Source organism: Vogesella aquatica (genome assembly GCF_028548455.1).
GTDB lineage: Bacteria > Pseudomonadota > Gammaproteobacteria > Burkholderiales > Chromobacteriaceae > Vogesella > Vogesella aquatica.
Genome location: NZ_JAQQLF010000026.1, coordinates 21,867 through 45,456 on the forward strand (window position 1 = coordinate 21,867; position 23,590 = coordinate 45,456).

A 23,590-nucleotide genomic window follows, 5' to 3' on the forward strand; every position below is an offset into this window, starting at 1 on the left:
GCGCGCCCCACCGCATACGCCGGCTACCGCTGCTGGCATCACACACCATGAAGACTGCCAACGCCTCTACCCTGCAAGACGAAACCTACGACACGCTGCGCCACTGGCTGATGCTGGGACGCTGGCTGCCCGGCGAGCGCCTGAAGATCAAGCATCTGGCCGACGAGATGGGCGTCAGCCAGATGCCGGTACGCGCCGCCCTGCAAAGGTTGGCCGCAGAAAAGGCACTGGTGAATATCCCGAACTGTGGTGTGGCCGTACCACAGCTGACTACCAGCCAGTTTGACGACATTCTGCTGAACCGCATCCTGCTGGAAGGCCAGGCCGCCTGGCTGGGTGCCCGCCAGCTGGATGCCGATGGCCGCGCCGAGCTGGCCGCGCTTTGCCAAGCCATGGATGCCGCCATCGCAGCGGACGACGTCAAGGCCTACCTGGACGCCAACGAACAATTCCACCTGCTGCTGTACCAGGCCAGCCACTCGCCGGTATTGCTGTCGCTGATCGAAACCGTGTGGCTCTACGTAGGGCCCATTTCCAACCAGCTGCACCAGGATCTGGCGGTATGGAAAACCATGAACGACGCGCATGGTGCCCTGCTGCTGGCGCTGCAAGCTGGCGATGCCGATGGCGTACGTGCCGCCATCGAGCAGGATCTGCGCACCGCCGGTAGCTATCTGCGCAGCTTATGCAAGCCGGCTTGAACGGCAAGGTCGACGCCACAGTAAGCATTGCTTATCATTGAGCCATTCAGTTTCAAGCAGAGCAGCCAATGCAACTGCATCTAGGCACGCTATACGTCGTGCAACTCACCACATTTACACTACTTACCCTGGCTGTGCTGCTGATGGGCCTGCGCTACCCGCAGGAACAGGCGCTACGGCACTGGGGCATAGGTGGCATTCTGGCCAGCGTCAGCATGTTGCTGATCGCACTGCGCCCGGCCATTCCGTTGTGGCTATCGGTAGAAGTAGCCAATATCGTGCTGTTCGCCGCCTTGTCACTCACCTGGAGCGGTGCACTGGCACTGGAGCAACGGCCGGTACGCTGGCGCCTGCAGTTTTCCCTGGTGTTTCTGGCCAGCGCCCTGCTGTTGGCCATATCCAACGCCCCGGCCTATTTTGAGCAACGCGCAGCGCTATACAGTAGCTGCTATATGATGTTCAACCTGCTGACCTTAAGAGTATTTGTCAGCAGCCCGCACCGGCAGCGCCTGGGCTACCGGCTGATTACTACCCTGGTGCTGTTGTTGATGCTGGCGCAGATGGGGCGCATTACCCTGGCCATGCACTTCAGCCAGGGCGAGCTTGCCGGCTCGCCGTTCTTTGCCATGGCGAACTTTGTGCTTATCCTGCTGGAGTTTGCCAAGATCCTGGCGTTTATCTTTGTGTGCTTCGAGGCGCTGGAAATACGCCTGTACAAGCTCGCCATGCACGACCCGCTCACCGGGCTGTACAACCGCCGCGCCTTTCATGATCAAGCCGCGCTACGCCTGGCCGTGCACGCCGGGCAGCCCGTTGCTTTGCTGGTGCTGGACCTGGATTTCTTCAAGCAGGTGAACGACCACCACGGCCACCAGGCCGGTGACGATGTGCTGGTGCATCTGGCCCGGCTACTACACGCGCAGCTGGCCCCTTTTGATGCCCTGTACGGCCGCAGCGGCGGCGAAGAATTTGTCATTCTGCTGACCGGAAATGCGGCCAACCTGGCGCCGCTGATCGCCGAAAACATCCGTGGCGCACTCGCGGCAGACGCTATTCAGACCAGCGATGCCCAGCACATACAACAAACCACCAGTATCGGCCTGGCAGGCGGTATAGCTGGCCAGCACACGCTACGCCAGCTGATCATGGAAGCTGACATGGCGCTATACCAGGCCAAACAACAAGGCCGCGACTGTGTGCGCGGCGCCATGAACACCCTGTAAGCCAGACGTAAAAAAGCCCCTTGATGTGGGCAAGGGGCTTTTTTGCTGTTGCTGCTAGCGCAGCAAACTCATCGCAAACTGCGGTGTCAGATTGGCCTGTGCCTGCACGGCCTGGCTGCTATTGCCCAGAATTTGCTGCCGCGCCAGCTCGCTGCTCGCCGCGGCATAATCGACATCCTGTATGCGGCTGCGGGCCGCTTCGGTATTGATCGAGGACGTGGTCAGGTTCTCGATGGCGCTGCCAAAACGGTTAGCCGCCGCCCCCAGGTCTGCGCGGTAGCTACCCAGCTGCTTGAGGTCGGACTGGATTTGCGACAGTGCCGCACCCGGATTGGACAAATCGATCGTGCCGCTAGCATTGGCATTGCTGCTGTAGCCATTGAGCTTGCTGGCACCGTTGGTCAGGTCCGGTGCGGTCACACTCAGTTGCGCGCTGGACGTACCCTGCCCGCCCACCTGGAAGGTCGCCGTGTTGCCACCATTGAACAGCTGCTGCCCGTTAAAAGTGGTGCCCTCGATAATCTGCGAGTTCGCCTGGGTGAGCTGATCGGCCTCTTTTTGCAAAGCCGCGCGGTTATCGGCGCTCAGGGTACCGTTTCCGGCTTGTACCGCCAGCTCTTCCAGGCGCTGGCTGTTCTGGGTAATCTGCGACAAAGCACTATCAGCCGTCTGCGCCAGCGACACGCCATCGAAGGCATTGCGTATGCCCTGGGTGTCGCCCAGCTGCTGGCTGCGCAGGCCTTCGGCTACCGCCAGCCCGGCGGCATTATCCGCCGCACTATTGATACTCTTACCGGATGCCAGCTGGGCCAGTACCTTTTGCTTGGCCTGGTCTGTCTGGCGTAGCTGCGCCTGGTTATTCAGCGCACTGATATTGGTATTGATGCTAAGAGCCATGATGATGCACCTCGGCTATTGATCATTCACTTTAGCACTTTAACTACTGCATTCAATAGCAAACCACTGTTGCAAAAAGCTTTTTCCCTGCCATGCGCAGCCAAAACCACAGCGATCAAGCTTGCCATCGATAAAAGACAAGTCCTATAAAGGGCATTGTGCATTGCACAAAAGGAGACCGCCATGCGCCCTGCCACTCCCCTGCCAGACGCCACCCTCACAGCCCTGCGCACTGCCTGGCGCAGCCACCAGCACCTGTTGGCCGCCTTGCTGCTGGCACAAAGCCGCCTCGGCACCCACTTGCTGAAAGAAGACCGCAACCAGCCCGAACACTACCGCCGTCTGCTGCTACGCCTGGTTGCCGACCAGGCCGCGCTGGGTTACGACAGCGTGGCATTACAGCAGGAATATGATCAGGCATACCGCCACTGGGCCCTGGCCTGTGGCTTGCCGCTGCCCGGGCTGCTGTGGCAGTGGCACAGCGCGCAACAACAGCGCCGGCAGCGCATCCTGCTCACCCTGACCCGCGCCACGTTGCAGCACTGCCAGCTACGCCTGGCCAGCGAGCCACAAGCCGCCTGATCCATAAAAAAACACCGCCCCTTGCCAGGAGCGGTGTTTTTGCCTGCGGCCAACCTTACCAGCAGCGTTTGATCAACTTGCCCAGCTGGATCAGGCGGCCGTGGAAAAAGTGGCCGGCAGCCGGCAGCACCACCACCGGCAGCTGTTGCGGGCGCGCCCAGTCCATTACCGCACTTAGCGGAATGACTTCATCTTCCTCTCCATGGATTACCAGCGTATCGGCAGGCACATCCGGCGTAGCGATCTCGTATTTGCCTACGGCCACGCCCAGCAGCAACAGTTTGTCCGCCTCGATGCGGGAGCGCGTGCGGGCGGCCACAAAACCGCCGAAAGAGAAACCGGCCAGCGCCAATGGCAGCTCACCCAGCTCGGCGCGGGCATGTGCCACCACGGCCAGTACGTCGTCTACCTCGCCCATGCCGTAATCGTGCGTGCCTTCGCTCTCGCCCACGCCACGCAGATTGGGCAAGTAGCAGGCATAGCCCAGCTGCGACAGCGATTTGGCGGCGGTCTGGACGACCTTATTGGTATTGGTACCGCCCTGGGTAGGGTTGGGGTGACAGATCACCGCAATACCGCTGGTATCACCTACGGCAGGAATAAAAATGGTTTCCAGCTTGCCGGCCGGCCCAGCGATGTCGAGTTTGTGCAGCTGCTTGAGCATCAGACTTTCAGCCTTTCCACGATGCGGCCATTGACCATATGCTCTTCCACGATTTCATCGATGTCTTCCTTGTCGATGAAGGTGTACCAGGTCTCTTGCGGGTAAACCACCATTACCGGACCTTCGTCGCAGCGGCCCAGACAGCCAGCCTTGTTGACACGAATCTGGCCATTGCCGGCGAGTCCGCGTGCCTTGATCTGGTCTTTCATATAGCCCAGCAGCTCGCTGGCACCGTGGTTGTTACAGCACATTTCGCCTTCGGCGCGCTGGTTGCAGCAGATGAACACGTGTTTGTCGAAGTAGCTCATGCTTGTTCTCGCAGTGGGTGTGCAGCCGGGGTTGGCCGCAAGAAGTTATTCGTCGGAGTCTGCCCAGCCGGAAATGCCGATGGTGGCAGCATTGTCGAACTTGGCGTACTGGCCGATAAAAGCCAGCCGCACGCGGCCGGTGGGGCCGTTACGATGTTTGCCGATAATGGCCTCGGCCTGGTTTTTCAGGTCGATTTCGTCCGGTTTGTAATACGCTTCGCGGTACATGAAGATAATCAAGTCGGCGTCCTGCTCGATGGCGCCGGATTCACGCAAGTCGGACATCATCGGGCGTTTGTCGGTACGCTGCTCCACCGCCCGCGACAGCTGCGACAGGGCAATTACCGGCACTTGCAGCTCTTTGGCCAGGCCTTTCAAGCCACGCGAGATTTCGCCCAGCTCGGCAGTACGGTTGTCGTTACGGCCCGAGCCGCTCATCAGCTGCAGGTAATCGATCACGATCAGGCCCAGCTTGCCGCCGTGCTGGCGCGCCAGGCGACGGGCACGGGCGCGCAGCTCCAGTGCAGTCAGCGCCGGCGTTTCGTCGATGTACATCGGCGCGTCGGACAGTTTGCCGATGGCGTAGGTCAGCTTTTGCCAATCTTCATCACCCAGCTTGCCGGTACGCAGAATATGCTGGTCCAGGCGGCCTACCGAGCCCAGCATCCGCATGACCAGCTGCGCACCACCCATCTCCATGGAAAACACGGCTACCGGCAGGCCGGTTTCGATGGCTACGTTCTCGGCGATGTTCATGGAGAAGGCGGTCTTACCCATGGATGGGCGGCCAGCCACGATGATGAGGTCGCCAGGCTGCAGGCCGGAAGTGCGCGCGTCCAGATCGTGGAAGCCGGTAGGCACGCCGGTCACTTCGTCCGGGTTGTCGCGGCTGTACAGCATGTCGATACGCTCGACCACCTCTTTCAGCAGTGCCGGCATCTCCAGAAAGCCCTGCTTGGATTTGGCGGTAGATTCGGCAATCTGGAATACTTTGCCCTCGGCCTCGTCCAGCAGCTGGGCGGCATCACGCCCCTGCGGGTTGTAGGCCGACTCGGCGATCTCGGTGCCCACCTGCGCCAGCGCACGCATCACCGAACGCTCGCGCACGATTTCGGCGTAGCGGCGGATGTTGGCCGCAGACGGCGTGTTTTGCGCCAGCGAGGCCAGATAGGCCAGGCCACCGATACTGGCCAGCTCGGCGTTTTTGTCCAGGCTTTCCGACACGGTTACCACGTCGGCCGGGCGGGCAATATCCACCAGGCGGGCAATGTGGCGGAAGATAATGCGGTGGTCGTGACGGTAGAAATCGCTATCCGTCAGCAGGTCGGCTACTTTTTCCCAGGCGCTGTTATCCAGCAGCAGGCCGCCCAGTACCGATTGCTCGGCTTCGATAGAATGTGGTGGTGTTCGAATGGCCGCCACAGAGGCGTCGTTGATATCAAAATCGCTCATAAATCCTGGCTTACCCGACAAGACAACAAAGGTTGGCCGCGGCCAACCCTGGGTGCAGGCGGCCAAAGCCCCCTGCCTGATCTGGCTGTGATTCTAGCAGTTTTTACCTGCCACAAAGCCGGAAGACCACGCCCACTGAAAGTTATACCCCCCCAGCCAGCCGGTGATATCGACTACCTCGCCGATAAAAAACAAACCGGGCACGTCGTTGGCCATCATGGTCTTGGACGACAGCGCCTTGGTTGACACGCCGCCGCGGGTAACCTCGGCCTTTTTATAGCCTTGGGTACCGTTAGGCAGCACGCGCCAGTGGTGCAGCGCCTCGGCCAGCTGGCGGCGTTTCTTGGGTGACAGGTCGCGGCCGCGTACATTGGCACCCTGCCCTTCCAGCCAGGCTTCGGCAAAGCGCTTGGGCCAGCCCAGCTCGCCCATGGCATTGGCCAGTAGCTGGTCACTGCCGGCGCGCTCCTCCAGCCAGGCTTCGGCGTCGGTATCCGGCAGCAGGTCGATGATGATTTCCTGCCCCGGCTGCCAGTAGCTGGATATCTGCAAAATGGCCGGGCCGGACAGGCCTTTGTGGGTAAACAGCACGTTCTCGCGAAAGCGCACTTTGCCAACGCGTACCTCGGTATACAGCGAAACACCGGCCAGCGGCGCAAAGCGCGCTGCGTCGTCTACGTGGAAAGTTAGCGGCACCAGCGCCGGGTCGAGCTTGGTCACCGGCAGGCCAAACTGCTCGGCCAGCTGGTAACCAAAGGCTGTGGCGCCGATCTGTGGAATCGACAAGCCACCGGTTGCCACCACCAGCGACTGGCACTGAAACGTACCAATACTGGTAGCGACGCTGAAACCTTCGGCGTCGCTGCGGCCAACCTCGCCGACCTGCACGCCCATGCGGCGATCAACGCCAGCATCGCGGCATTCGGCGTCCAGCATATCGATCAGCTGCTGGCTGCTGTCATCACAGAACAGCTGGCCCAGCTTCTTCTCGTGGTAGGCAATGCCATGACGCTCCACCATCGCGATAAAGTGTTGCGGGGTGAACTGCGCCAGTGCGGAACGGCAAAAATTGGGGTTGTCTGACACATAGCAGTCATGCCGGGCATGGATATTGGTGAAGTTGCTGCGCCCACCGCCGGAAATGCGGATTTTCTCCGCCAGCTTGCTAGCGTGGTCCAGCAGCAGCACGCGGCGGCCGCGCTGGCCGGCGGTGGCCGCGCACATCATGCCGGCAGCGCCGGCACCTAACACGATTACATCGAACTGCACGGGACGAACCTCAAAAAGAATTAGCTTATATAGTGTAGTGATTTGGTCAACAATTGGCGATGCCGGCCAATTACAGTAAACTGTAGCAGTCGAACAGCGCATGCTGTTTTGCTTGTTAACTCTGGAGAGCACGATGGAACACAAACTGCCCGAACTGCCGTACGCACTGGACGCCCTGGCGCCGATCATTTCCAAAGAAACCCTGGAATTCCACTACGGCAAGCATCACCAGACCTACATCACCAACCTGAACAACCTGATCAAGGGCACCGAGTTCGAGAGCGCCTCCCTGGAAGAGATCGTGAAGAAATCCTCCGGCGGCATCTTCAACAACGCTGCCCAGGTGTGGAACCACACCTTCTACTGGTTTGGTCTGGCCCCGAATGCTGGCGGCGAACCAACCGGCGCGCTGGCTGATGCCATCAACGCCAAGTGGGGCTCGTTCGACGAGTTCAAGAAAGCTTTTGCTGCCTGTGCCGTAGGCACTTTCGGTTCCGGCTGGGCCTGGCTGGTGAAAAACGCCGACGGCAGCCTGGACCTGGTATCCACCAGCAACGCCGCTACCCCGCTGACCACCGACAAGCAGCCGCTGCTGACTTGCGACGTGTGGGAACACGCTTACTACATCGACTACCGCAACAGCCGCCCGAACTACCTGGAAGGTTTCTGGAAGCTGGTGAACTGGAACTTCGTGGCCGACAACTTCGCCGCCTGATTCCGTTTTGCCCGTTGATGAAAGGCCCCTTGCGGGGCCTTTTTTCTTGCCTGCCGGTCACGACTGTGGCAGCAAAAAGCCTGCTTGCAGTGCAAGCAGGCCTTCCCTTCATACCATCGTTGCTAGCCGCTTACTGCTCGGCCGGCGTCTGGCTGATCACCACCTTGTGCTTCTGGCGCAGCTGCTCCAGGTAGGCTGCCATCAGGCTCTGCGATGACATTTCACCCAGCAGCATGCCCAGCTGGGCAGATTCCTGCGGCGCCAGGGCTTGTGCCGGCTGTACCTTGTCGATGCTGTACAGCACGTACTCGCCATTATCACGCTTCACACCGGCAAAGCCTGGCAGCTGCTTGGGGTTGGCCGCAAACACGGCGCGCAGCTCGGCTACCGGGGTGCCGGCAGGGTTACGACGCGACAGGTTTTTCAGCTCGCCCCAGGCGAATGCAGCGGCTTTGCCCGCTTTCAGCTCGGCCAGCATGGCAGTGCCACGCTGTGCGGCCAACTTGGCGCCTTCCTTGGCCACCAGCTCGGCACGGATGGTGTCCTGCACTTCGGCCAGCGTACGCTGACGCGCAGGCTGGTGTTCGGCCACACGCACGACAACCAGGGTGTTATTACCCACATCCACCGGCTCGCTATTGTGCTTTTTGTTCAGCACGTCGTCGCTGAACGCGGCTTCGAGCAGTTTGGCGTTGCCCAATACCGCGTCACCCGGTTTGCCGGTGCGTGGCAGCAACTCGCTCTGCTGGGCTTTCAGGTTTAGTGCCGTCTCTACCGCTTTCAGCGAATCGCCTTGCTGGTAGGCCAACTCGCCCATTTTCTCGGCGGCAGCGCGGTAGGCAGCGGCGGCTTTTTGCTTGCGCAGCTTGTCTACCACGGCGGCTTTTTGCGACTCGAAATCGCTGGCCTTGATCGCGTTAAGCTGCAGGATGTGGTAACCGAACTCGGTTTCAACCACTTCGCTGATCTGGCCTTGCTTCATGGCAAAAGCCACGCTTTCAAACGGCTTGGTCATCACGCCGCGGCCAAAGAAGCCCAGGTCGCCACCGTTGGCCGCAGAGCCCGGGTCTTGCGAGCGTGCCTTGGCCAGCTCGGCAAACTTGGCCGGGTTGGCGCGCACTTCTTTCAGGATGGCTTCCGCCTGCGCTTTCACCTTGGCTTTGTCAGCTGCGGGGGCGTTCTTGTCTACGGTCAGCAGAATGTGCGCTACCTGGCGCTCTTCGGACGAAAATTCGCCGGCATTCTTGTCGTAGTACGCTTTGGCATCGGCATCGCTGATGGTCAGCGCCTGCGCCATGGCATCTTGCGACAGGGTAATGTATTCCAGACGCGCCTGGTCTGTGGTTTTGAAGCGCTTGAGGTTGGCGTCGTAGTACGCCTTGATGACGGCATCGTCCAGCTTGACGTCTGCGGCGAACTGTTCCGGCTTGAGGGTGTAGGTACGCACGTCGCGCACCTCGGACACCAAGGCGCTCATGCGCTCTGCCAGTGTGCGGGAAACAAAGCTGCCGTTCAGGTAGGGTGCAACCTGCGCCTGCAGCAAGAGGTCGCGGCTTACCTGCTCTTCAAATGTATCCGCCGTCATGTAACGGCCCTGCAGGAATTCTGCGTAACGCGCAGCACTGAATTTGCCGCCATCCTGGAATGCCGGGATAGCTGCTATCACGGTGCGCAGCTGCTGCGGCGATACCACCAGATGCTGGCCACGCGCCTCCACTAGCAGCATTTCCTGACGAATCAGGTTTTCCAGTACCGCCTGGCGCGATGCCGCGTTGGCAGGCTGGCCTTCCAGCTGACGCTCCACGTCTTTCTGGTAGATCTTGGCGTCACCCACTTTTGCCAGATAGGGGTCTTCTACGGCGGCACTGTAGCTGCCAACACCAAAGCCGACAAAAGTCAGCGCCACCGCACCCAGAATGATCTTGATGGCGGTATTGTTATTTTGAACGAAATCAAACATGACGTTTCGGGGTCTACCAAAGAAACAAGGTGAACGTTGGCCGTTCACCTTGTTGATTGTCTGGTGGAGCCTGCTTGCGCAAACCCATACAGAGTGACTGGCATGCAAACGCCCGGTGCAAGCACCGGGCAAGTGCTGATTACAGTGCGTCTTTCAGTGCTTTACCAGCACGGAATTTCGGAGACTTGGCAGCAGCGATGGTAATGGTCTCGCCAGTCTTCGGGTTACGACCACTACGCTCGGCGCGCTCGCCTACGTAGAAAGTACCAAAGCCCACAACAGTGACAGTGTCGCCAGCCTTCAGCGCATCAGTTACGGCATCGATCATGCCGTCCAGCGCCTTACCGGCAGCTGCTTTGGAAATGTCTGCCTTGGCGGCGATAGCGTCAATCAGTTCAGACTTGTTCACGTTAAGTCCCCTTTCGTCGTTCTCGGTGTACGGAGTACTGAATAAAACCGCTAGCTTTATAGCAAGGGCAAAATCCTTGTGTCAAGCAGCTTTCAGCGAGGGTGACTATGTTTTCACCCCCTCCTGAAAGCTGATGCTAGCGCGGTTTTACCAGCAAATCAAAACAATGAGTCATTAATGTGTCATTGGCGCGGACTTTGTCGCAAGTTCAGCAGTGGCGGGCGTTACAGCCACGGCCTCCTCTGCCAGCGCTTGCGGCTCGCGTTCCAGCGCGTATGACAAAACCTCATCAATCCACTTGACTGGCAAAATCTCCAGCTTGTTCTTGATGTTAGCTGGAATCTCGGCCAGGTCTTTCACGTTACCCTTCGGTATCAGCGCACGTTTGATGCCACCGCGCTGTGCGGCCAACAGCTTCTCTTTCAGGCCGCCGATCGGCAAAACTTCACCGCGCAGGGTAATCTCGCCGGTCATGGCCACATCGGCACGAACCGGAATGCCGGTGAGCACGGAAACCAGCGCCGTGGTCATGGCAATACCGGCAGACGGGCCATCTTTTGGTGTGGCACCTTCCGGCACGTGGATGTGCATATCGTGCTTTTCGTAGAAATCAGGCTTGATTCCCAGCAAACGCGCACGGCTACGCACCACGCTCATGGCGGCGGTAATCGACTCCTGCATCACCTCGCCCAGCTGGCCGGTGCGGATGATATTGCCTTTGCCCGGTAGTGCAACAGCCTCAATGGTGAGCAGCTCGCCCCCCACTTCGGTCCACGCCAGGCCGGTAACCTGGCCGATGCGGTTTTCTTCTTCGGCCAGGCCAAAGTCGAAACGGTGCACGCCCAGGTATTTTTCCAGCGTCTTGCCGCTAACCGTGGTTTTGACAGCCTTGCCGGTGGCAGTTTTCTTGCTGTGCTCGGTTACCACCTTGCGGCAGATCTTGGCGATTTCGCGGTCCAGGCTACGCACGCCGGCTTCGCGGGTGTAATAGCGCACGATGTCACGCAGCGCGCTTTCCTGCACCACCAGCTCGCCTTCTACCACGCCATTATTCTTCATCTGCTTGGGCAGCAGGTACTTGGTGGCGATATTGACTTTCTCGTCTTCGGTGTAGCCGGCCAGACGGATAATCTCCATGCGGTCCAGCAGCGCCGCCGGGATATTCAGCGAGTTGGCCGTAGCCACAAACATCACGTCGGACAGGTCAAAATCCACCTCGGCGTAATGGTCGGCAAAGGCGTGGTTTTGTTCCGGGTCCAGCACCTCAAGCAGCGCGGCTGACGGGTCGCCACGGAAGTCGGCACCCAGCTTGTCCACTTCATCCAGCAGGAACAGCGGGTTTTTTACGCCGACTTTGGTCATGTTCTGCAGCACCTTGCCCGGCATGGAGCCGATGTAGGTGCGGCGGTGACCGCGGATTTCGGACTCGTCGCGCACGCCACCCAGCGCCATGCGCACGAACTTGCGGCCGGTGGCGCGGGCAATCGACTGCCCCAGCGAGGTTTTACCCACGCCTGGCGGGCCGACAAGGCACAGAATAGGCGCTTTCAGGCGGTCGACACGCTGCTGCACTGCCAGATACTCCAGAATGCGCTCCTTGACCTTCTCCAGGCCAAAGTGATCTTCATCCAGCACATCTTCCGCTGCATCGATATCCTTGCTGATCTTGGTCTTTTTCTTCCAAGGCAGGTCAATCAGGGTTTCGATGTAGTTGCGCACCACGGTGGCTTCGGCCGACATCGGCGACATCATGCGCAGCTTCTTCAGCTCGGCCGTGACTTTCTCGCGGCCTTCCTTGGACATGCCGGCGGCTTTGATCTTGCGCTCCAGCTCGTCCAGGTCGTTGCCTTCTTCGCCCTCGCCCAGCTCTTTCTGGATGGCTTTGACCTGCTCGTTCAGGTAGTACTCGCGCTGGCTCTTTTCCATCTGGCGCTTCACACGCCCGCGAATGCGCTTTTCTACCTGCAGGATGTCGATTTCGCTTTCCATCATGGCCAGCAGGTGCTCGATACGTGCCTTGATGTCGAACATCTCCAGCACTTCCTGCTTGTTTTCCAGACGCAGCGGCAGGTGCACCACCACCGAGTCGGCCAGACGGCCAGCCTTATCTACACCCGACAGCGACGACAATACTTCGCTCGGTATTTTCTTGTTCAGTTTGACGAACTGCTCGAACTGCGCCAGCAGCGCACGGCGCAGCGCCTCCACCTCGGGGGTATCCTCGCTGTCAAACGGCAACGGGTCGATGGTGGCGGTAAAAAATTCTTCGTGATCTTGCACCGCGGCCAACCTGGCGCGCTGTCTGCCTTCTACCAGCACCTTTACGGTGCCATCCGGCAGCTTCAGCATTTGCAGGATGCTGGCAATGGTGCCGATCTCGTGCAGGTCTTCCGACAGCGGTTCGTCCTTGTCGGCAGCTCGCTGGGCTACCAGCAGGATCTGCTTGCCTTCATCCATGGCCTTTTCCAGCGCCTTGATGGATTTGGGGCGGCCGACAAACAGCGGAATCACCATGTGCGGGAATACAACGACATCGCGCAGCGGCAATAGGGCCAGTGTGGTTTGATCTTTTAGTTCGGCGGGCTGTGGCATATCACCTAACCTTGCTCTTGGTGGAATTCAGTTAACAGGACAAATTAGGGCAAATTCATCCATATCAAGCATGCTAAAGCACTTAATAGTAGCTGCAAACAAAAACCGCCCTTACGGGCGGTTTGTTGCACTGCCTGGGCTAGCTCAGGCGGACTGGGCCGTATCCGGTGCAGCGTCTTCCTGCTGCAGGATATAGCTGGGCTTTTCACCCAACTCGATCACTTTTTCGTCTACCACAACCTTGCTGACACCCTCGAGAGATGGCAGCTCGTACATGGTATCCAGCAGCGAACGCTCCAGGATGGAACGCAAACCACGTGCACCGGTCTTGCGGATCAGCGCTTGCTTGGCAATCACACGCAGGGCGGAAGGCAACACCTCCAGCTCCACCTGTTCCATGGCAAACAGACGCTGATACTGCTTGATCAGGGCATTACGCGGCTGGGTCAGGATGCTGACCAGCGCTTCTTCGTCCAGCTCTTCCAGCGTGGTTACCACTGGCAGGCGGCCGATCAGCTCGGGAATCAGGCCAAACTTGATCAGGTCTTCCGGTTCCACTTCGCGGAACAGGGTGCTGATGGATTTGCCGTCTTCCTTGGACATCACCTCGGCACCAAAGCCGATCCCGCCTTTTTCGGAGCGGCGACGGATGATCTTTTCCAGACCATCGAACGCACCGCCGCAAATGAACAGGATATTGGTGGTATCCACCTGGATGAATTCCTGGTTCGGGTGCTTGCGGCCACCTTGCGGCGGTACCGACGCTACCGTACCTTCGATCAGCTTCAGCAGGGCCTGCTGTACGCCTTCGCCGGATACATCACGGGTAATCGACGGGTTTTCCGACTTGCGGGAAATCTTGTCGATCTCGTCCAGGTACACAATGCCGCGCTGGGCTTTGGTCACATCGTAGTCGCACTTTTGCAAGAGCTTCTGGATGATGTGCTCAACGTCCTCGCCCACATAACCGGCTTCGGTCAGCGTGGTAGCGTCAGCAATGACAAACGGCACATCCAGCAACCTGGCCAGTGTCTGCGCCAACAGCGTCTTGCCGGAGCCGGTAGGGCCGATCAGCAGGATGTTGCTCTTGGACAGCTCTACATCGTCCTTGGTGCTGGGCGTGTAGAGGCGCTTGTAGTGGTTGTACACCGCCACGGCCAGCGATTTCTTGGCCGGGTCCTGGCCAATGATGTACTGGTCCAGCGAGGCGCGGATTTCCTGCGGTGTCGGCAGGGCTGGTACATCGCCCTGCTCGTCTGCAGCACCGATTTTCGCTTCTGTTTCGTCGCGAATGATGTCGCCGCACAGGTCTACACATTCATTGCAAATGTAGACCTGCGGGCCGGCGATCAGTCGCTGCACTTCGTGCTGGCTTTTGCCGCAAAAAGAGCAGTACAGCAGCTTGTCCTTACTGCCTTTATCTGCCATCAGATAGACATCCCGAATTAAACGGCCGCATCCAGACGCGAGCTCAGCACCTTGTCGATCAGGCCGTATTCACGGCTCTGCTCGGCAGACATGAAGTTGTCGCGTTCGGTATCGGCTTGTACTTGTTCCATGGTCTGGCCGGTGTGCTTGGCCAGCAGCTCGTTCATGTGCGCCTTGGTTTTCACCAGTTCGCGGGCATGAATTTCGATGTCGGTCACCTGGCCGCTCAGGCCGCCACCGTACAACAGCGGCTGGTGGATCATCACGCGGCTGTTCGGCAGCGCATAACGCTTGCCCTTGGTGCCCGCCGACAGCAGGAAGGCACCCATGCTGGCCGCCTGGCCAATGCACAGGGTGGAAACGTCCGGCTTGATGAAGTTCATCGTGTCGTAGATCGACATGCCTGCGGTAATGGAGCCGCCTGGCGAGTTGATGTACAGGTAGATGTCCTTGTCCGGGTTTTCCGATTCCAGGAACAGCAGCTGTGCTACCACCAGATTGGCCGACTCGTCGGTAACAGGGCCGACCAGGAACACGATACGCTCCTTCAGCAGGCGGGAGAAAATGTCGTAAGCGCGTTCGCCACGGCCACTTTGCTCCACCACCATGGGCACCAGGCCCATACCTTGCGGTTCAAACATCGATTTCATCGACCTCTCCGGTATCAGTTAAACAGATCAGGCGTTGTTGCCCATCAGGGTTTCGAAAGAAACGTCCTTCTGGATAACATTGGCGCGACCCAGCACAAATTCAACCACGTTGTCTTCCAGCACCATGGAAGTCGGACCTTCCAGGCGGCCGGCTTCGGCGTAGTACCAGTCGATCACGTCTTGCGGCTGCTCGTAGCTCTCGGCGAACTCTTCTACCAGGGCTTTGACTTGCTCAGGCTTGGCTTCCAGCTTGTTGGCTTCTACCACTTCGGCCAGGATCAGGCCCAGTGCCACGCGGCGCTCGGCTTGCTGGGTGAACAGGTCAGCCGGCAGCGGCATGTCTTTCAGCTGCATGCCACGTTGTTCCAGGTCTTTGCGAGCCTGGTCCATCAGGCGGCCAACTTCCAGCTCTACCAGTGCCTTAGGCAGATCGATCGGAGTAACGTCGATCAGCGCCTGCATCACGTTTTCTTTAACCTGTGCGGACAGGCGGCGTTTTACTTCACGCTCCACGTTTTTGCGGATTTCTGCGCGCATCTTGGCTACGTCGCCGTCGGCGATACCCAGCAGCTTGGCGAACTCTTCGTTCACTTCCGGCAGCTCGGCAGCAGCAACGTTTTTCACGGTGATGTCGAAGCTGGCGGTTTTGCCGGCGACGTCTTTGCCGTGGTAGTCAGCCGGGAAGTTCACGGCCACAGTTTTGGTTTCGCCTTCGGCAGCGCCGATGATGCCGGCTTCGAATTCCGGCAGCATCTGGCCCTGGCCCAGCATGAACGGGAAGTTCTCGCTGCTGCCGCCTTCGAAGGCTACGCCGTCGATGGTGCCTTTGAAGTCGATGATTACGCGGTCGCCATCGGCGGCGGCACGCTCTACGCGGTTGAAGCGGGTGCGTTGCTTGCGCAGGATATCAACGGTTTTGTCGATTTCAGCGTCGGTCACTTCGGTGTTTGGCTTTTCGATTTCTTTGCCAGCCAGCTCACCGATGGTGATCTCTGGGTAAACTTCGAAAGCAGCAGCAAACTTGAAGTTTTCTGCATCGCCTTCGGCCGGTTCGAAACGCGGGTAGCCGGCTACGCGCAGTTTTTGCTCGACTGCGGCTTTGTAGAAGCTTTGCTGAACCTGTTCGCCCAGCACTTCTTCACGCACTTGTGCGCCGTAGTTTGCTTCAACGATTTTGGCCGGTGCTTTACCTGGGCGGAAACCCTGAATTTTTGCAGTGCGGGCAACGCGCTTCAGGCGCTCGGCTACTTGTGCGTCGATTGCAGCCAGCGGCAGTGCAATGCTCATGCGACGCTCGAGGCCGCTCAACGTTTCCAGTTGTACTTGCATGTCCAATCCTTAGATTCAAAAGGTGTGGGGTTGAAGCCAGAAGCGGGAAAGCCCAACGGGTTGAGCAAGAAATGCTCGGGGAACCATGCTGATTTTGCTTTCCTGCGCCATGAATTTTGTATTGTTAAGCAGCGTGTTTACCTGCAAAGCAGGCAAAACCAGGCAGCTAAAGCAAGGGGCGAGTATAGCATGCAGCGTCAAATTGAACAGTGCGTGATGCCAGCGCCCTGTCCGGCCAGCCAGACCCGCCAAGCAGCAAAGGGGTGCGCCGCAGCAAAACAGCCGCTTACCCGCCTCATGCTTCTGGCCGATTGTCGGCCGCCGTCACTGCAGGTATTGTGCCTGCCATACCATTTTACCAAGCGAGCATCATGCCCACCCTTACCCACTTTGACGCCAGCGGCCAGGCGCATATGGTTGACGTAGGCCACAAGGCAGAAACCCGGCGCGTCGCGGTAGCCACCGGCCATATCACCATGCAGCCTGCCACCTACGCCCTGCTGCAGTCCGGCACCAGCAAGAAAGGCGACGTCATCGGCATTGCCCGCATAGCCGCCATTCAAGGCAGCAAGCGCACTGCCGACCTGATTCCACTGTGCCACCCACTGGCACTCAGCCGTGTGGCAGTAGATTTCAGCGCCGACGACGCCGCCAGCCGCCTGCACATTACCGTTACCGCCGAAACCGTTGGCCGCACCGGCGTGGAAATGGAAGCCCTCAGCGCCGTGATGGCAGGCTTGCTCACCGTATACGACATGCTCAAGGCCGTCGATCGCGGCATGGAAATCGCCGGCGTGCGGCTGCTGGAAAAGCAAGGTGGCAAAAGCGGGCATTGGCACGCCGGTGAAAACGACCACTTGGGGACATGAATGATGAGCACGCTGCAAGATGTGCCGCTGGCGCAAGCCTACCGCCTGCTGAACCACGGCCCTACCGTACTGGTGAGCAGTGCGCATGATGGCCGGCAAAACGTCATGGCTGCCGCCTGGGCCATGCCGCTGGATTTCGACCCGCCGAAAATCCTGGTGGTAATCGACAAAGCCACCCATACCCGCCAGCTGATGGAGGCCGCAGGCGAATTTGCCCTGAACGTACCGTGCCGCTATCAAGCGCAGGCCGTGGTAGCCGCCGGCAGCGCCAGCGGTGCCGACTGCGACAAGTTTGCCGCCAGCGGCCTGACACCCATGGCGGCACAACGCATTGGCGCACCACTGGTGGCCGGCTGCAGCGCCTATCTGGAATGCCGCATCATCCAGGAGCCGCACAACCAGCAGCAATACGACCTGTTTATTGCCGAAGTCGTCGCCGCCCAGGCAGACAGCCGCGTATTCAGCGGCGGGCGCTGGCATTTTGAAGGCCAGGACGCGCTACGCAGCCTGCATCACGTGGCCGGCGGGCATTTTTTTGTCAGCGGCGATACGGTCAGCGGCCAACCATAAAGCGCAGCCTGGCAACAAAAAGCCCCGCATGCTATTGCGGGGCTTTTTTACTTTCGCTTCAGGCGCTTACTGCCAACTCGCGCAGATACTGCGGCACTTTGGCAGCGGTCACTTTTTGCAATTTGCACAGCAGACCATGGCTTGGCTGCGCCAACCCGTGCTTTTGCCGTAGCGTGGCCAGCAAATACTGCAACAGGTTGGCCGCCATTTCCGCATCGGCCAAAGCCCGGTGCGCCTGCCCCGTGGCCGGCAAACCCGCCCAGCGCGTCAGCGTGCCCAGCTTGTGATCCGGCGCGCCAGGCAGCAAGCGGCGCGACAGTAACAATGTGCAGGCAAAGTCTTGCTGGCGCTGCAGCCCCAGCAAACCCAGCTCGTAGTCCCAGAACTTGCGGTCAAAGCTGGCGTTATGCGCGACCAGTGGTGCTGCGCCCACAAAGGCGGCCGCCTCGCGCATGACTTGTGCGGCCGGCGGCGCGGCCTTGAGCATGGCATTACTGATGCCGGTAAGCTGCTGGATCATCGGCGGCACCCACACACCGGCGTTCATCAGGCTTTGATAACGATCCACCACCTGGCCGTTTTCCAGCAGCACAATACCGATCTCGGTAGCGCGGCCATCCGGCCCAGGCCCGATACCCGTGGTTTCGAAATCGATAACGGCCAGCCTTTGGCTCATGCCAGCGCCTGCTTGGCTGCCTCGGCAGGGCTCAGGCCATCGTAAAACATATCGGTATACCACTCGGCCTGTTCTTCGATGTGGTCTTGTGCTTCCGCCTCGGTAGCGCCCGCAGCTACCAGGTGCGTTTCCACCTCGGTACACCAGGCCAGCAGCGCCAGGGTTTCGTCGTCCAGCTCGTCGATTTCGTTTTTCTTGCGCGACATGGTGCTTTCCTTTATTTGCTTCGTCATTTAACAGCCGCGCATTGTACGCAGCTTTTGTCTGCCGCGCCCTAGCGCGTCAACCGGACAGCGCCGCCCTGCCGGACTATTGCGTATGGATGGCAACCGGCAGACCACCGCCTGCCTGGCGCCACGAGCGTCAGATACTTGAGAGTAGCCTCAGCATTACCTGCCGGCCACACCAGATAATCAATTGCATCCCCGCAAGCGATCTTCCCAGCTTAATTATCCGGCAGGACAATGCGCCAAGGCACGTCGCCCACAGATAAATGGCAAGCCAGGCGCACGGTTTCCGGCGCATCCGGCCACTGCTCGCTCGCTGCCATGCTGGCGCTGCATAGCCCTGCGCGTAGCAGCACGTTGCGCTCCTTGCGGCCAACGATAACCTGTTGCGGCTGGGCGGGGTGCTGCAGGCGCACGGCGCAGGTGCCACAAGTACCCTGGCCGCAGCGCCAGTGCAGCGGAATATCATGAAAGCGCGCCACATCGATCAGCGCATCGCCGGCGCTGGCCTCCAGCTCGGCAATGCACTGGCCACCGCGCTCGAAAACCAGCCGTGTCACAGCGTGTACACCGGCAGCATATCGCCCGGCTGTACCAGCTGGCCTGGCTGCAGACGCACCAGCGCATCGGCCCAGGCGCACGATGTCAGCACGCCGGATCCCTGATTCGGGTAGCGTTGCAGTACCAGCTGGCCACCCTGCTGCGCCACGCGCACGCGCAGGTATTCTTCGCGGCGCGTATCCGGCTTGCGCCAATCAAACGCGGCGGGCAAGTGGTACAGCGGCTGCCACGCCGGCACCACCTCGCCCATGCGCGCGCGCAGGAAATCGCGCACCAGCACGGCAAAGGTCACGTAACCCGATACCGGGTTGCCCGGCAGGCCGATAAAGTCGGCCTCGCCCACGCGGCCGCTAGCCAGTGGCTTGCCGGGCTTGATGGCGATTTTCCACAGCTGCAACTCGCCCTCGGCCTCGACTGCCGCTTTCACGTGATCTTCCTCGCCTACCGATACACCACCGCAGGTCATCACCACGTCGGCCTGCGCGGCGGCGTCGCGCAGCGCCTGGCGCGTAGCGGCCAGGGTGTCGGGGATAATACCCAGATCCAGCACCTGGCAACCCAGCGCACGCAGCGCCGGCACCAGCCAGTAGCGGTTGGAGTTGTAGATTTTGCCGGCACCGGCGGGCGTACCGGGCTCTACCAGCTCGTCGCCGGTAAAGAACACCGCCACGCTTAGCTGGCGGTACACCTGCACGCTGGCCACGCCAATGGAGGCCGCCAGACCCAGGTCGGCGTCTTGCAAACGTTGGCCGCAGGCCAGCACCGTTTGGCCGCTAGCGATATCTTCGCCGCGACGGCGTATGTTCTGGCCGGCGCCAACTGGCGCCGTGAAGCGCACGCTGCCATCCGGCTGCACTTCGGCCTGCTCCTGCATGACCACCGCGTCGGCCAGTGGCGGCACCGGGGCGCCGGTAAAGATGCGCGCGGCGCTGGCGGCCAGCAAAGGCGGCGGCACGCTACCAGCCGGGATGCGCTGGCTTACCGGCAGCGCGGCTGTAGCATCGGCGGCGCGCACGGCGTAGCCGTCCATGGCGCTATTGTCACAAGGGGGCACATCCAGGGTGGCGACCAGGTCTTGCGCCAGCACACGGCCAGCGGCGGCCAGCAGCTCGACAGCTTCGGTAGCGGCAGGCACACGGGCGCGCGACAGTAGCCAGTCGCGAGTTTGCTCTACGGTTTGCATGAGTCGGATAGCATGAATGACAAAAGCCGCATCTTCTCACAGACGCGGCTTATGCGGTAATACGGCAATTGACCTAAGCCGCCACAGGGTTGGCCGCAGGCGGGTCTTCGAAACGCTTCCAGTCGGTAATCAGGATATGCGGCAGCTGCAGGCTGCCGGCCAGGCGCTTTTCGATATCTTCCAGCACGTGGTGGTTATGAATCGTGCCGGCAAGTGTGATCTCGGCATGACGGCTTACCGGGTTGCCCGGCGTAACAAACCAGATGCAATAGCGATTCATGAAAGGCACCCGCGAAATAGGCTTAAACCATATATCGGCGCAGCGCCTGCCATTCTTGAAGTTTTTTATCGAAAGGCAGCGTGTGCGCCGGACTGCTGGATGGCAGCACCAGCACATCTACGCCGCAGCCAGCCAAGACAGATGCGGCCTTGCCAGCGGTCTGGCCATTGAACGCCACTGCTTGCAACGCCGGCAGCGTGGCTACCAACGCCGCCAGCGGGTTGGCACGCGCGTCGCGGATAGCGCTATCAAGGCTGCCACTACGCGTGGCCTCGGCCACCACATCCCACAGCCCTACCCCCAAGGCCTGCATGGCAAGCAGGCGCTGCGGGTACGGCACTGCGGCCAACTCGCAGCCCGCCACCGTGCCCAGCAGGCGCCAGAACTGGTTGCGCGGGTGGGCGTAATACTGCGCTGCGGCCAGCGAGGCGTCACCGGGCAAGGAACCCAGAATCAGCACGCGGGTACCGGTATCGACTACCGGCGGAAAGCTGGCTTTGCGCATGCGGCCAACCTTAAAACAGGCTGCCTTGCCCGGCGGCCAGCTGCAGGCGTACCGGGCCAAAGCTGCGACGATGCTCGGCCAATGCGCCGTGCTGCGCCAGCGCCTTCATGTGCTCGGCGGTGGGGTAGCCTTTATGGCGGGCAAAGCCGTACTGCGGGTGGATGGCATCCAGTGCAATCATCTCGGCATCACGCGCGGTCTTGGCCAGAATGGATGCGGCAGAGATTTCCTGCACCTTGGCATCGCCCTTTACGATGGCCTCGGCCGGCAGCGTTAGCGTTTTGGGGATTTTATTGCCGTCGATCAGCACCTTGCCGGGCGTCATCGCCAAGCCATCGACCGCACGCACCATGGCCAGCATGGTGGCCTGGAAAATATTGTACTGATCGATTTCGGCCGCTGTAGCGCTGGCGATATGCCAGGCCAGCGCTTTGTCCTTGATCTCCAGCGCCAGCGCAGCACGCCGCGCCTCGCTGAGCTTTTTCGAGTCCGCCAGGCCGGCAATCGGCCGCGCCGGGTCCAGGATGACCGCGGCGGTAAACACCGAGCCGATCAGCGGGCCGCGGCCGGCCTCGTCCACACCGCAGATCAGCATCGTGCCACCTTGAGGATGGCCTCGGCCGCCAGCTGTGCCGAGTCGGCTTTCAGGCTGTGATGCAGGGTGGTGAAGGTATCGATGATGTCCTGCCGGCTACCCTGGTTGTCGTACAGCTCGGCCACCGCCGCCGTGAGTTTCTCCACGGTAGCGTCTTTCTGCAGCAGCTCCGGCACCACAAACCGTTTGGCCAGGATATTGGGCAGGCCCACGTACGGTAATTTTAGCTTGCGCTTGACCAGCTGGTAGGTGAGCCACGATAGCTTGTAGCTGATCACCATGGGTTTTTTGGTGAGCGCCACTTCCAGTGTGGCGGTGCCACTGGTCACCAGCACCACGTCGGCGGCGATCATCGCCATCTGGGCGTGGCCAAACAGCTTGCGGATAGGCAGATCCCACGCTTTGTGGCGGGTCAGCAGCTGGTCGAACTGATCCATGGTTGGCCGCGTGGCCAGCGGCACCAGAAACTGAGCATCCGGATAGCGCGCCAGCAGCTGGCGTGCCACCTCCAGATACAGGCCGCCCATGAATTCCAGCTCGCTCTTGCGGCTACCGGGCATCAGGGCAAATACCGGCGCAGCCTTGGGCAGGCCCAGCTGTTCGCGCATGGCATTCTGGTCCGGGGCGACATCGATCTCGCTGGCCAGCGGGTGGCCGACAAACGTGGCCGGCACACCGGCCGCGTCGTACAACGGCTTTTCCATCGGGAACAGGCACAGCACCTGGTCGGCGCTATCACCGATCTTGACCACGCGCTCCGGCCGCCACGCCCATACCGACGGGCTGACGTAGTGCACAGTGCGCAAACCAGCCTGCTTCAGCCACTTCTCCAGCCCCAGGTTGAAATCCGGGGCGTCGATACCGATGAACACGTCGGGCTTTTCGGCCAGCAGCGTATCGCGTAGTGTGCGGCGGATGCGCAGCAGCTCGGGCAGGCGCGACAGCACCTCCACGTAGCCGCGCACGGCCAGCCGCTCTTGCGGCACCTGGCTGGTAAAACCGCGCGCCAGCATGCGCGGGCCGCCGATGCCGGCAAACTCGACATCGGGGTGTGCCGCCTTCAGCGCGTCCATCAGGTGCGCGCCCAACAGGTCGCCCGAGGCCTCGCCGGCGACCATGGCCACCTTGAGCGCGCCCGGGCGGGTAAACAGCTTGTCTGTCATGGTCTAGCGGATAATGCCGCGGCTCGCTGCGGCAAAGAAACGGACAAATGCGGCCAACTCTTCCTTGCCGCTGGCGGCTTCGGTTTCGATCTCGGCGCGCGCATCGTCAAACGGCAGGCCTTTGCGGTACAACGCCTTGTAGGCATTGCGGATGCTACGGATCTGCTCGGGGCTGAAACCGCGACGCTTCAGGCCTTCGGCGTTGATGCCGGCCGGCACCGCACGATTACCGTGCGCCATCACGTACGGCGGCACGTCTTGCGCCACCGCACTGGAAAATGCCGTCATGGCGTGATCGCCGATATGGCAGAACTGGTGCACGCTGGTAAAGCCGCCCAGAATCACCCAGTCACCCACGTGCACGTGGCCGCCCAGCGTGGCGTTATTGGCGAAAATGGTGTTGTCACCAATCTGGCAATCGTGGCCCAGGTGGACATAGGCCATGATCCAGTTGTTGTTGCCCAGGCGCGTCACACCCACATCCTGCGCGGTGCCGATGTTGAAGGTGCAGAACTCGCGGATGGTATTGCCGTCGCCGATTTCCAGGCGGGTAGGCTCGCCGGCGTATTTCTTGTCCTGCGGCACAGCGCCCAGCGAGCAGAACTGGAAAATGCGGTTGTTCTTGCCAATGCTGGTATGGCCTTCGATCACCACGTGCGGCCCTACCCAGGTACCGCTACCAATGCTGACATTGGCACCGATGATGCTGTAGGCGCCGATTTCCACATCATCGGCAATCTTCGCGCCATCGGCAATGATGGCGGTAGGATGAATGGCCATGT

At 60.4% G+C, this 23,590-nt stretch carries 26 protein-coding genes; 6 read left to right on the plus strand and 20 right to left on the minus strand.

From position 1 onward, the window contains the following. The first annotated feature begins 47 nt into the window (after window positions 1–47). Together PQU95_RS16565 and PQU95_RS16570 are read left to right on the plus strand one after the other, a co-directional pair. Complete coding sequence (locus PQU95_RS16565; protein WP_272753036.1) at window positions 48–701, plus strand: GntR family transcriptional regulator; 654 nt, start codon at window positions 48–50, stop codon at window positions 699–701. Between the two features lie 68 nt (window positions 702–769). Then, window positions 770–1,924 (plus strand): GGDEF domain-containing protein, encoded by a 1,155-nt coding sequence (locus tag PQU95_RS16570; protein ID WP_272753037.1) that lies wholly within the window; start codon window positions 770–772, stop codon window positions 1,922–1,924. Between the two features lie 54 nt (window positions 1,925–1,978). Here the strand turns inward: PQU95_RS16570 and PQU95_RS16575 are convergent, their stop codons facing one another. After that, window positions 1,979–2,821: a flagellin N-terminal helical domain-containing protein gene (locus tag PQU95_RS16575; protein ID WP_272753038.1), complete on the minus strand. Its 843-nt coding sequence runs from the start codon at window positions 2,819–2,821 to the stop codon at window positions 1,979–1,981. 183 nt (window positions 2,822–3,004) lie between these two features. Between PQU95_RS16575 and PQU95_RS16580 the strand changes: the two genes are divergently transcribed. Further along, entirely contained in the window at window positions 3,005–3,403 is a 399-nt protein-coding gene (locus tag PQU95_RS16580) for a hypothetical protein (RefSeq protein ID WP_272753039.1), read from the plus strand. Window positions 3,404–3,458: 55 nt separating this feature from the next. On the opposite strand, the gene PQU95_RS16585 is transcribed toward PQU95_RS16580, so the two are convergent. From PQU95_RS16585 to PQU95_RS16600, 4 genes are all read right to left on the minus strand, one after another. Further along, window positions 3,459–4,067, minus strand: coding sequence for an alpha/beta hydrolase (locus PQU95_RS16585; RefSeq protein ID WP_272753040.1), 609 nt, complete (start codon window positions 4,065–4,067; stop codon window positions 3,459–3,461). Next, the gene (locus PQU95_RS16590; protein ID WP_147695878.1) at window positions 4,067–4,375 is read right to left on the minus strand and encodes a (2Fe-2S) ferredoxin domain-containing protein; all 309 of its coding nucleotides are present in this window, start codon (window positions 4,373–4,375) and stop codon (window positions 4,067–4,069) included. Before PQU95_RS16590 ends, PQU95_RS16585 begins: the two co-directional genes overlap by 1 nt. 45 nt (window positions 4,376–4,420) lie before the next feature. Beyond that, window positions 4,421–5,827 carry a replicative DNA helicase gene (gene dnaB / locus PQU95_RS16595; RefSeq protein ID WP_017509558.1) on the minus strand — a complete coding sequence of 469 codons (1,407 nt, stop codon included), beginning with the start codon at window positions 5,825–5,827 and terminating at the stop codon, window positions 4,421–4,423. 93 nt (window positions 5,828–5,920) lie between these two features. Continuing rightward, window positions 5,921–7,096, minus strand: a complete 1,176-nt coding sequence (locus PQU95_RS16600; RefSeq protein WP_272753041.1) for a BaiN/RdsA family NAD(P)/FAD-dependent oxidoreductase — start codon at window positions 7,094–7,096, stop codon at window positions 5,921–5,923. Between the two features lie 133 nt (window positions 7,097–7,229). Here PQU95_RS16600 and PQU95_RS16605 point away from each other — a divergent pair, with 133 nt between their 5' ends. Further along, window positions 7,230–7,811: a superoxide dismutase gene (locus PQU95_RS16605; protein WP_272753042.1), complete on the plus strand. Its 582-nt coding sequence runs from the start codon at window positions 7,230–7,232 to the stop codon at window positions 7,809–7,811. 130 nt (window positions 7,812–7,941) lie between these two features. Here the strand turns inward: PQU95_RS16605 and PQU95_RS16610 are convergent, their stop codons facing one another. The 6 genes from PQU95_RS16610 to tig all read right to left on the minus strand — a co-directional run bounded on the left by PQU95_RS16610 (window position 7,942) and on the right by tig (window position 16,179). After that, window positions 7,942–9,771 (minus strand): SurA N-terminal domain-containing protein, encoded by a 1,830-nt coding sequence (locus tag PQU95_RS16610; protein WP_272753043.1) that lies wholly within the window; start codon window positions 9,769–9,771, stop codon window positions 7,942–7,944. 139 nt (window positions 9,772–9,910) lie between these two features. Further along, the gene (locus tag PQU95_RS16615; protein WP_017509554.1) at window positions 9,911–10,180 is read right to left on the minus strand and encodes an HU family DNA-binding protein; all 270 of its coding nucleotides are present in this window, start codon (window positions 10,178–10,180) and stop codon (window positions 9,911–9,913) included. A gap of 174 nt (window positions 10,181–10,354) precedes the next feature. Further along, window positions 10,355–12,772: an endopeptidase La gene (gene lon, locus PQU95_RS16620; RefSeq protein ID WP_272753044.1), complete on the minus strand. Its 2,418-nt coding sequence runs from the start codon at window positions 12,770–12,772 to the stop codon at window positions 10,355–10,357. 144 nt (window positions 12,773–12,916) lie between these two features. Then, complete coding sequence (clpX, locus tag PQU95_RS16625; RefSeq protein WP_272753045.1) at window positions 12,917–14,200, minus strand: ATP-dependent Clp protease ATP-binding subunit ClpX; 1,284 nt, start codon at window positions 14,198–14,200, stop codon at window positions 12,917–12,919. A gap of 17 nt (window positions 14,201–14,217) precedes the next feature. After that, window positions 14,218–14,850 carry an ATP-dependent Clp endopeptidase proteolytic subunit ClpP gene (gene clpP / locus PQU95_RS16630; RefSeq protein ID WP_272753046.1) on the minus strand — a complete coding sequence of 211 codons (633 nt, stop codon included), beginning with the start codon at window positions 14,848–14,850 and terminating at the stop codon, window positions 14,218–14,220. Between the two features lie 27 nt (window positions 14,851–14,877). After that, window positions 14,878–16,179: a trigger factor gene (gene tig / locus PQU95_RS16635; RefSeq protein ID WP_272753047.1), complete on the minus strand. Its 1,302-nt coding sequence runs from the start codon at window positions 16,177–16,179 to the stop codon at window positions 14,878–14,880. 371 nt (window positions 16,180–16,550) lie between these two features. On the opposite strand from tig, the gene moaC reads away from it, so the two are divergent. Continuing rightward, window positions 16,551–17,048: a cyclic pyranopterin monophosphate synthase MoaC gene (moaC, locus tag PQU95_RS16640; protein WP_272753048.1), complete on the plus strand. Its 498-nt coding sequence runs from the start codon at window positions 16,551–16,553 to the stop codon at window positions 17,046–17,048. 3 nt (window positions 17,049–17,051) lie between these two features. Next, window positions 17,052–17,618, plus strand: a complete 567-nt coding sequence (locus PQU95_RS16645) for a flavin reductase family protein (RefSeq protein ID WP_272753049.1) — start codon at window positions 17,052–17,054, stop codon at window positions 17,616–17,618. A 58-nt stretch (window positions 17,619–17,676) separates the two neighbouring features. Here PQU95_RS16645 and PQU95_RS16650 read toward each other — a convergent pair whose 3' ends face one another. The 9 genes from PQU95_RS16650 to lpxA all read right to left on the minus strand — a co-directional run bounded on the left by PQU95_RS16650 (window position 17,677) and on the right by lpxA (window position 23,588). After that, a complete protein-coding gene (locus tag PQU95_RS16650) occupies window positions 17,677–18,294 on the minus strand; it encodes a 3'-5' exonuclease (RefSeq protein WP_272753050.1) in 618 nt (205 codons plus the stop codon). Further along, window positions 18,291–18,500: a hypothetical protein gene (locus PQU95_RS16655; RefSeq protein WP_026108073.1), complete on the minus strand. Its 210-nt coding sequence runs from the start codon at window positions 18,498–18,500 to the stop codon at window positions 18,291–18,293. The genes PQU95_RS16650 and PQU95_RS16655 overlap by 4 nt, the downstream gene beginning before the upstream one ends. A 239-nt stretch (window positions 18,501–18,739) precedes the next feature. Further along, window positions 18,740–19,081, minus strand: coding sequence for a 2Fe-2S iron-sulfur cluster-binding protein (locus tag PQU95_RS16660; RefSeq protein WP_272753051.1), 342 nt, complete (start codon window positions 19,079–19,081; stop codon window positions 18,740–18,742). Then, the gene (locus PQU95_RS16665; protein ID WP_272753052.1) at window positions 19,078–20,265 is read right to left on the minus strand and encodes a molybdopterin molybdotransferase MoeA; all 1,188 of its coding nucleotides are present in this window, start codon (window positions 20,263–20,265) and stop codon (window positions 19,078–19,080) included. Before PQU95_RS16665 ends, PQU95_RS16660 begins: the two co-directional genes overlap by 4 nt. 73 nt (window positions 20,266–20,338) lie before the next feature. Further along, a complete protein-coding gene (locus PQU95_RS16670) occupies window positions 20,339–20,545 on the minus strand; it encodes a hypothetical protein (RefSeq protein ID WP_081600668.1) in 207 nt (68 codons plus the stop codon). A gap of 22 nt (window positions 20,546–20,567) precedes the next feature. Continuing rightward, complete coding sequence (locus PQU95_RS16675) at window positions 20,568–21,050, minus strand: DNA-deoxyinosine glycosylase (RefSeq protein ID WP_272753053.1); 483 nt, start codon at window positions 21,048–21,050, stop codon at window positions 20,568–20,570. Window positions 21,051–21,060: 10 nt separating this feature from the next. After that, entirely contained in the window at window positions 21,061–21,645 is a 585-nt protein-coding gene (gene rnhB, locus PQU95_RS16680) for a ribonuclease HII (protein WP_272753054.1), read from the minus strand. After that, window positions 21,639–22,808, minus strand: a complete 1,170-nt coding sequence (gene lpxB / locus PQU95_RS16685; RefSeq protein ID WP_272753055.1) for a lipid-A-disaccharide synthase — start codon at window positions 22,806–22,808, stop codon at window positions 21,639–21,641. Before lpxB ends, rnhB begins: the two co-directional genes overlap by 7 nt. A 3-nt stretch (window positions 22,809–22,811) precedes the next feature. Further along, window positions 22,812–23,588 (minus strand): acyl-ACP--UDP-N-acetylglucosamine O-acyltransferase, encoded by a 777-nt coding sequence (gene lpxA / locus PQU95_RS16690; RefSeq protein WP_272753056.1) that lies wholly within the window; start codon window positions 23,586–23,588, stop codon window positions 22,812–22,814. Window positions 23,589–23,590 lie beyond the last annotated feature (2 nt).

What these genes read in the sequence shown, in the direction of transcription:
- clpX (WP_272753045.1), bottom strand. Translation starts at nt 14,200, where the DNA reads ATGGCAGATAAAGGCAGTAAGGACAAGCTGCTGTACTGCTCTTTTTGC.
- PQU95_RS16650 (WP_272753050.1), bottom strand. Translation starts at nt 18,294, where the DNA reads ATGAGCCAAAGGCTGGCCGTTATCGATTTCGAAACCACGGGTATCGGG.
- PQU95_RS16565 (WP_272753036.1), top strand. Translation starts at nt 48, where the DNA reads ATGAAGACTGCCAACGCCTCTACCCTGCAAGACGAAACCTACGACACG.
- PQU95_RS16670 (WP_081600668.1), bottom strand. Translation starts at nt 20,545, where the DNA reads ATGAATCGCTATTGCATCTGGTTTGTTACGCCGGGCAACCCGGTAAGC.
- PQU95_RS16575 (WP_272753038.1), bottom strand. Translation starts at nt 2,821, where the DNA reads ATGGCTCTTAGCATCAATACCAATATCAGTGCGCTGAATAACCAGGCG.
- tig (WP_272753047.1), bottom strand. Translation starts at nt 16,179, where the DNA reads ATGCAAGTACAACTGGAAACGTTGAGCGGCCTCGAGCGTCGCATGAGC.
- PQU95_RS16675 (WP_272753053.1), bottom strand. Translation starts at nt 21,050, where the DNA reads ATGCGCAAAGCCAGCTTTCCGCCGGTAGTCGATACCGGTACCCGCGTG.
- PQU95_RS16580 (WP_272753039.1), top strand. Translation starts at nt 3,005, where the DNA reads ATGCGCCCTGCCACTCCCCTGCCAGACGCCACCCTCACAGCCCTGCGC.
- PQU95_RS16645 (WP_272753049.1), top strand. Translation starts at nt 17,052, where the DNA reads ATGAGCACGCTGCAAGATGTGCCGCTGGCGCAAGCCTACCGCCTGCTG.
- PQU95_RS16610 (WP_272753043.1), bottom strand. Translation starts at nt 9,771, where the DNA reads ATGTTTGATTTCGTTCAAAATAACAATACCGCCATCAAGATCATTCTG.
- PQU95_RS16590 (WP_147695878.1), bottom strand. Translation starts at nt 4,375, where the DNA reads ATGAGCTACTTCGACAAACACGTGTTCATCTGCTGCAACCAGCGCGCC.
- clpP (WP_272753046.1), bottom strand. Translation starts at nt 14,850, where the DNA reads ATGAAATCGATGTTTGAACCGCAAGGTATGGGCCTGGTGCCCATGGTG.
- PQU95_RS16665 (WP_272753052.1), bottom strand. Translation starts at nt 20,265, where the DNA reads ATGCAAACCGTAGAGCAAACTCGCGACTGGCTACTGTCGCGCGCCCGT.
- lpxB (WP_272753055.1), bottom strand. Translation starts at nt 22,808, where the DNA reads ATGACAGACAAGCTGTTTACCCGCCCGGGCGCGCTCAAGGTGGCCATG.
- PQU95_RS16585 (WP_272753040.1), bottom strand. Translation starts at nt 4,067, where the DNA reads ATGCTCAAGCAGCTGCACAAACTCGACATCGCTGGGCCGGCCGGCAAG.
- lpxA (WP_272753056.1), bottom strand. Translation starts at nt 23,588, where the DNA reads ATGGCCATTCATCCTACCGCCATCATTGCCGATGGCGCGAAGATTGCC.
- moaC (WP_272753048.1), top strand. Translation starts at nt 16,551, where the DNA reads ATGCCCACCCTTACCCACTTTGACGCCAGCGGCCAGGCGCATATGGTT.
- PQU95_RS16570 (WP_272753037.1), top strand. Translation starts at nt 770, where the DNA reads ATGCAACTGCATCTAGGCACGCTATACGTCGTGCAACTCACCACATTT.
- PQU95_RS16605 (WP_272753042.1), top strand. Translation starts at nt 7,230, where the DNA reads ATGGAACACAAACTGCCCGAACTGCCGTACGCACTGGACGCCCTGGCG.
- dnaB (WP_017509558.1), bottom strand. Translation starts at nt 5,827, where the DNA reads ATGAGCGATTTTGATATCAACGACGCCTCTGTGGCGGCCATTCGAACA.
- PQU95_RS16655 (WP_026108073.1), bottom strand. Translation starts at nt 18,500, where the DNA reads ATGTCGCGCAAGAAAAACGAAATCGACGAGCTGGACGACGAAACCCTG.
- rnhB (WP_272753054.1), bottom strand. Translation starts at nt 21,645, where the DNA reads ATGCTGATCTGCGGTGTGGACGAGGCCGGCCGCGGCCCGCTGATCGGC.
- lon (WP_272753044.1), bottom strand. Translation starts at nt 12,772, where the DNA reads ATGCCACAGCCCGCCGAACTAAAAGATCAAACCACACTGGCCCTATTG.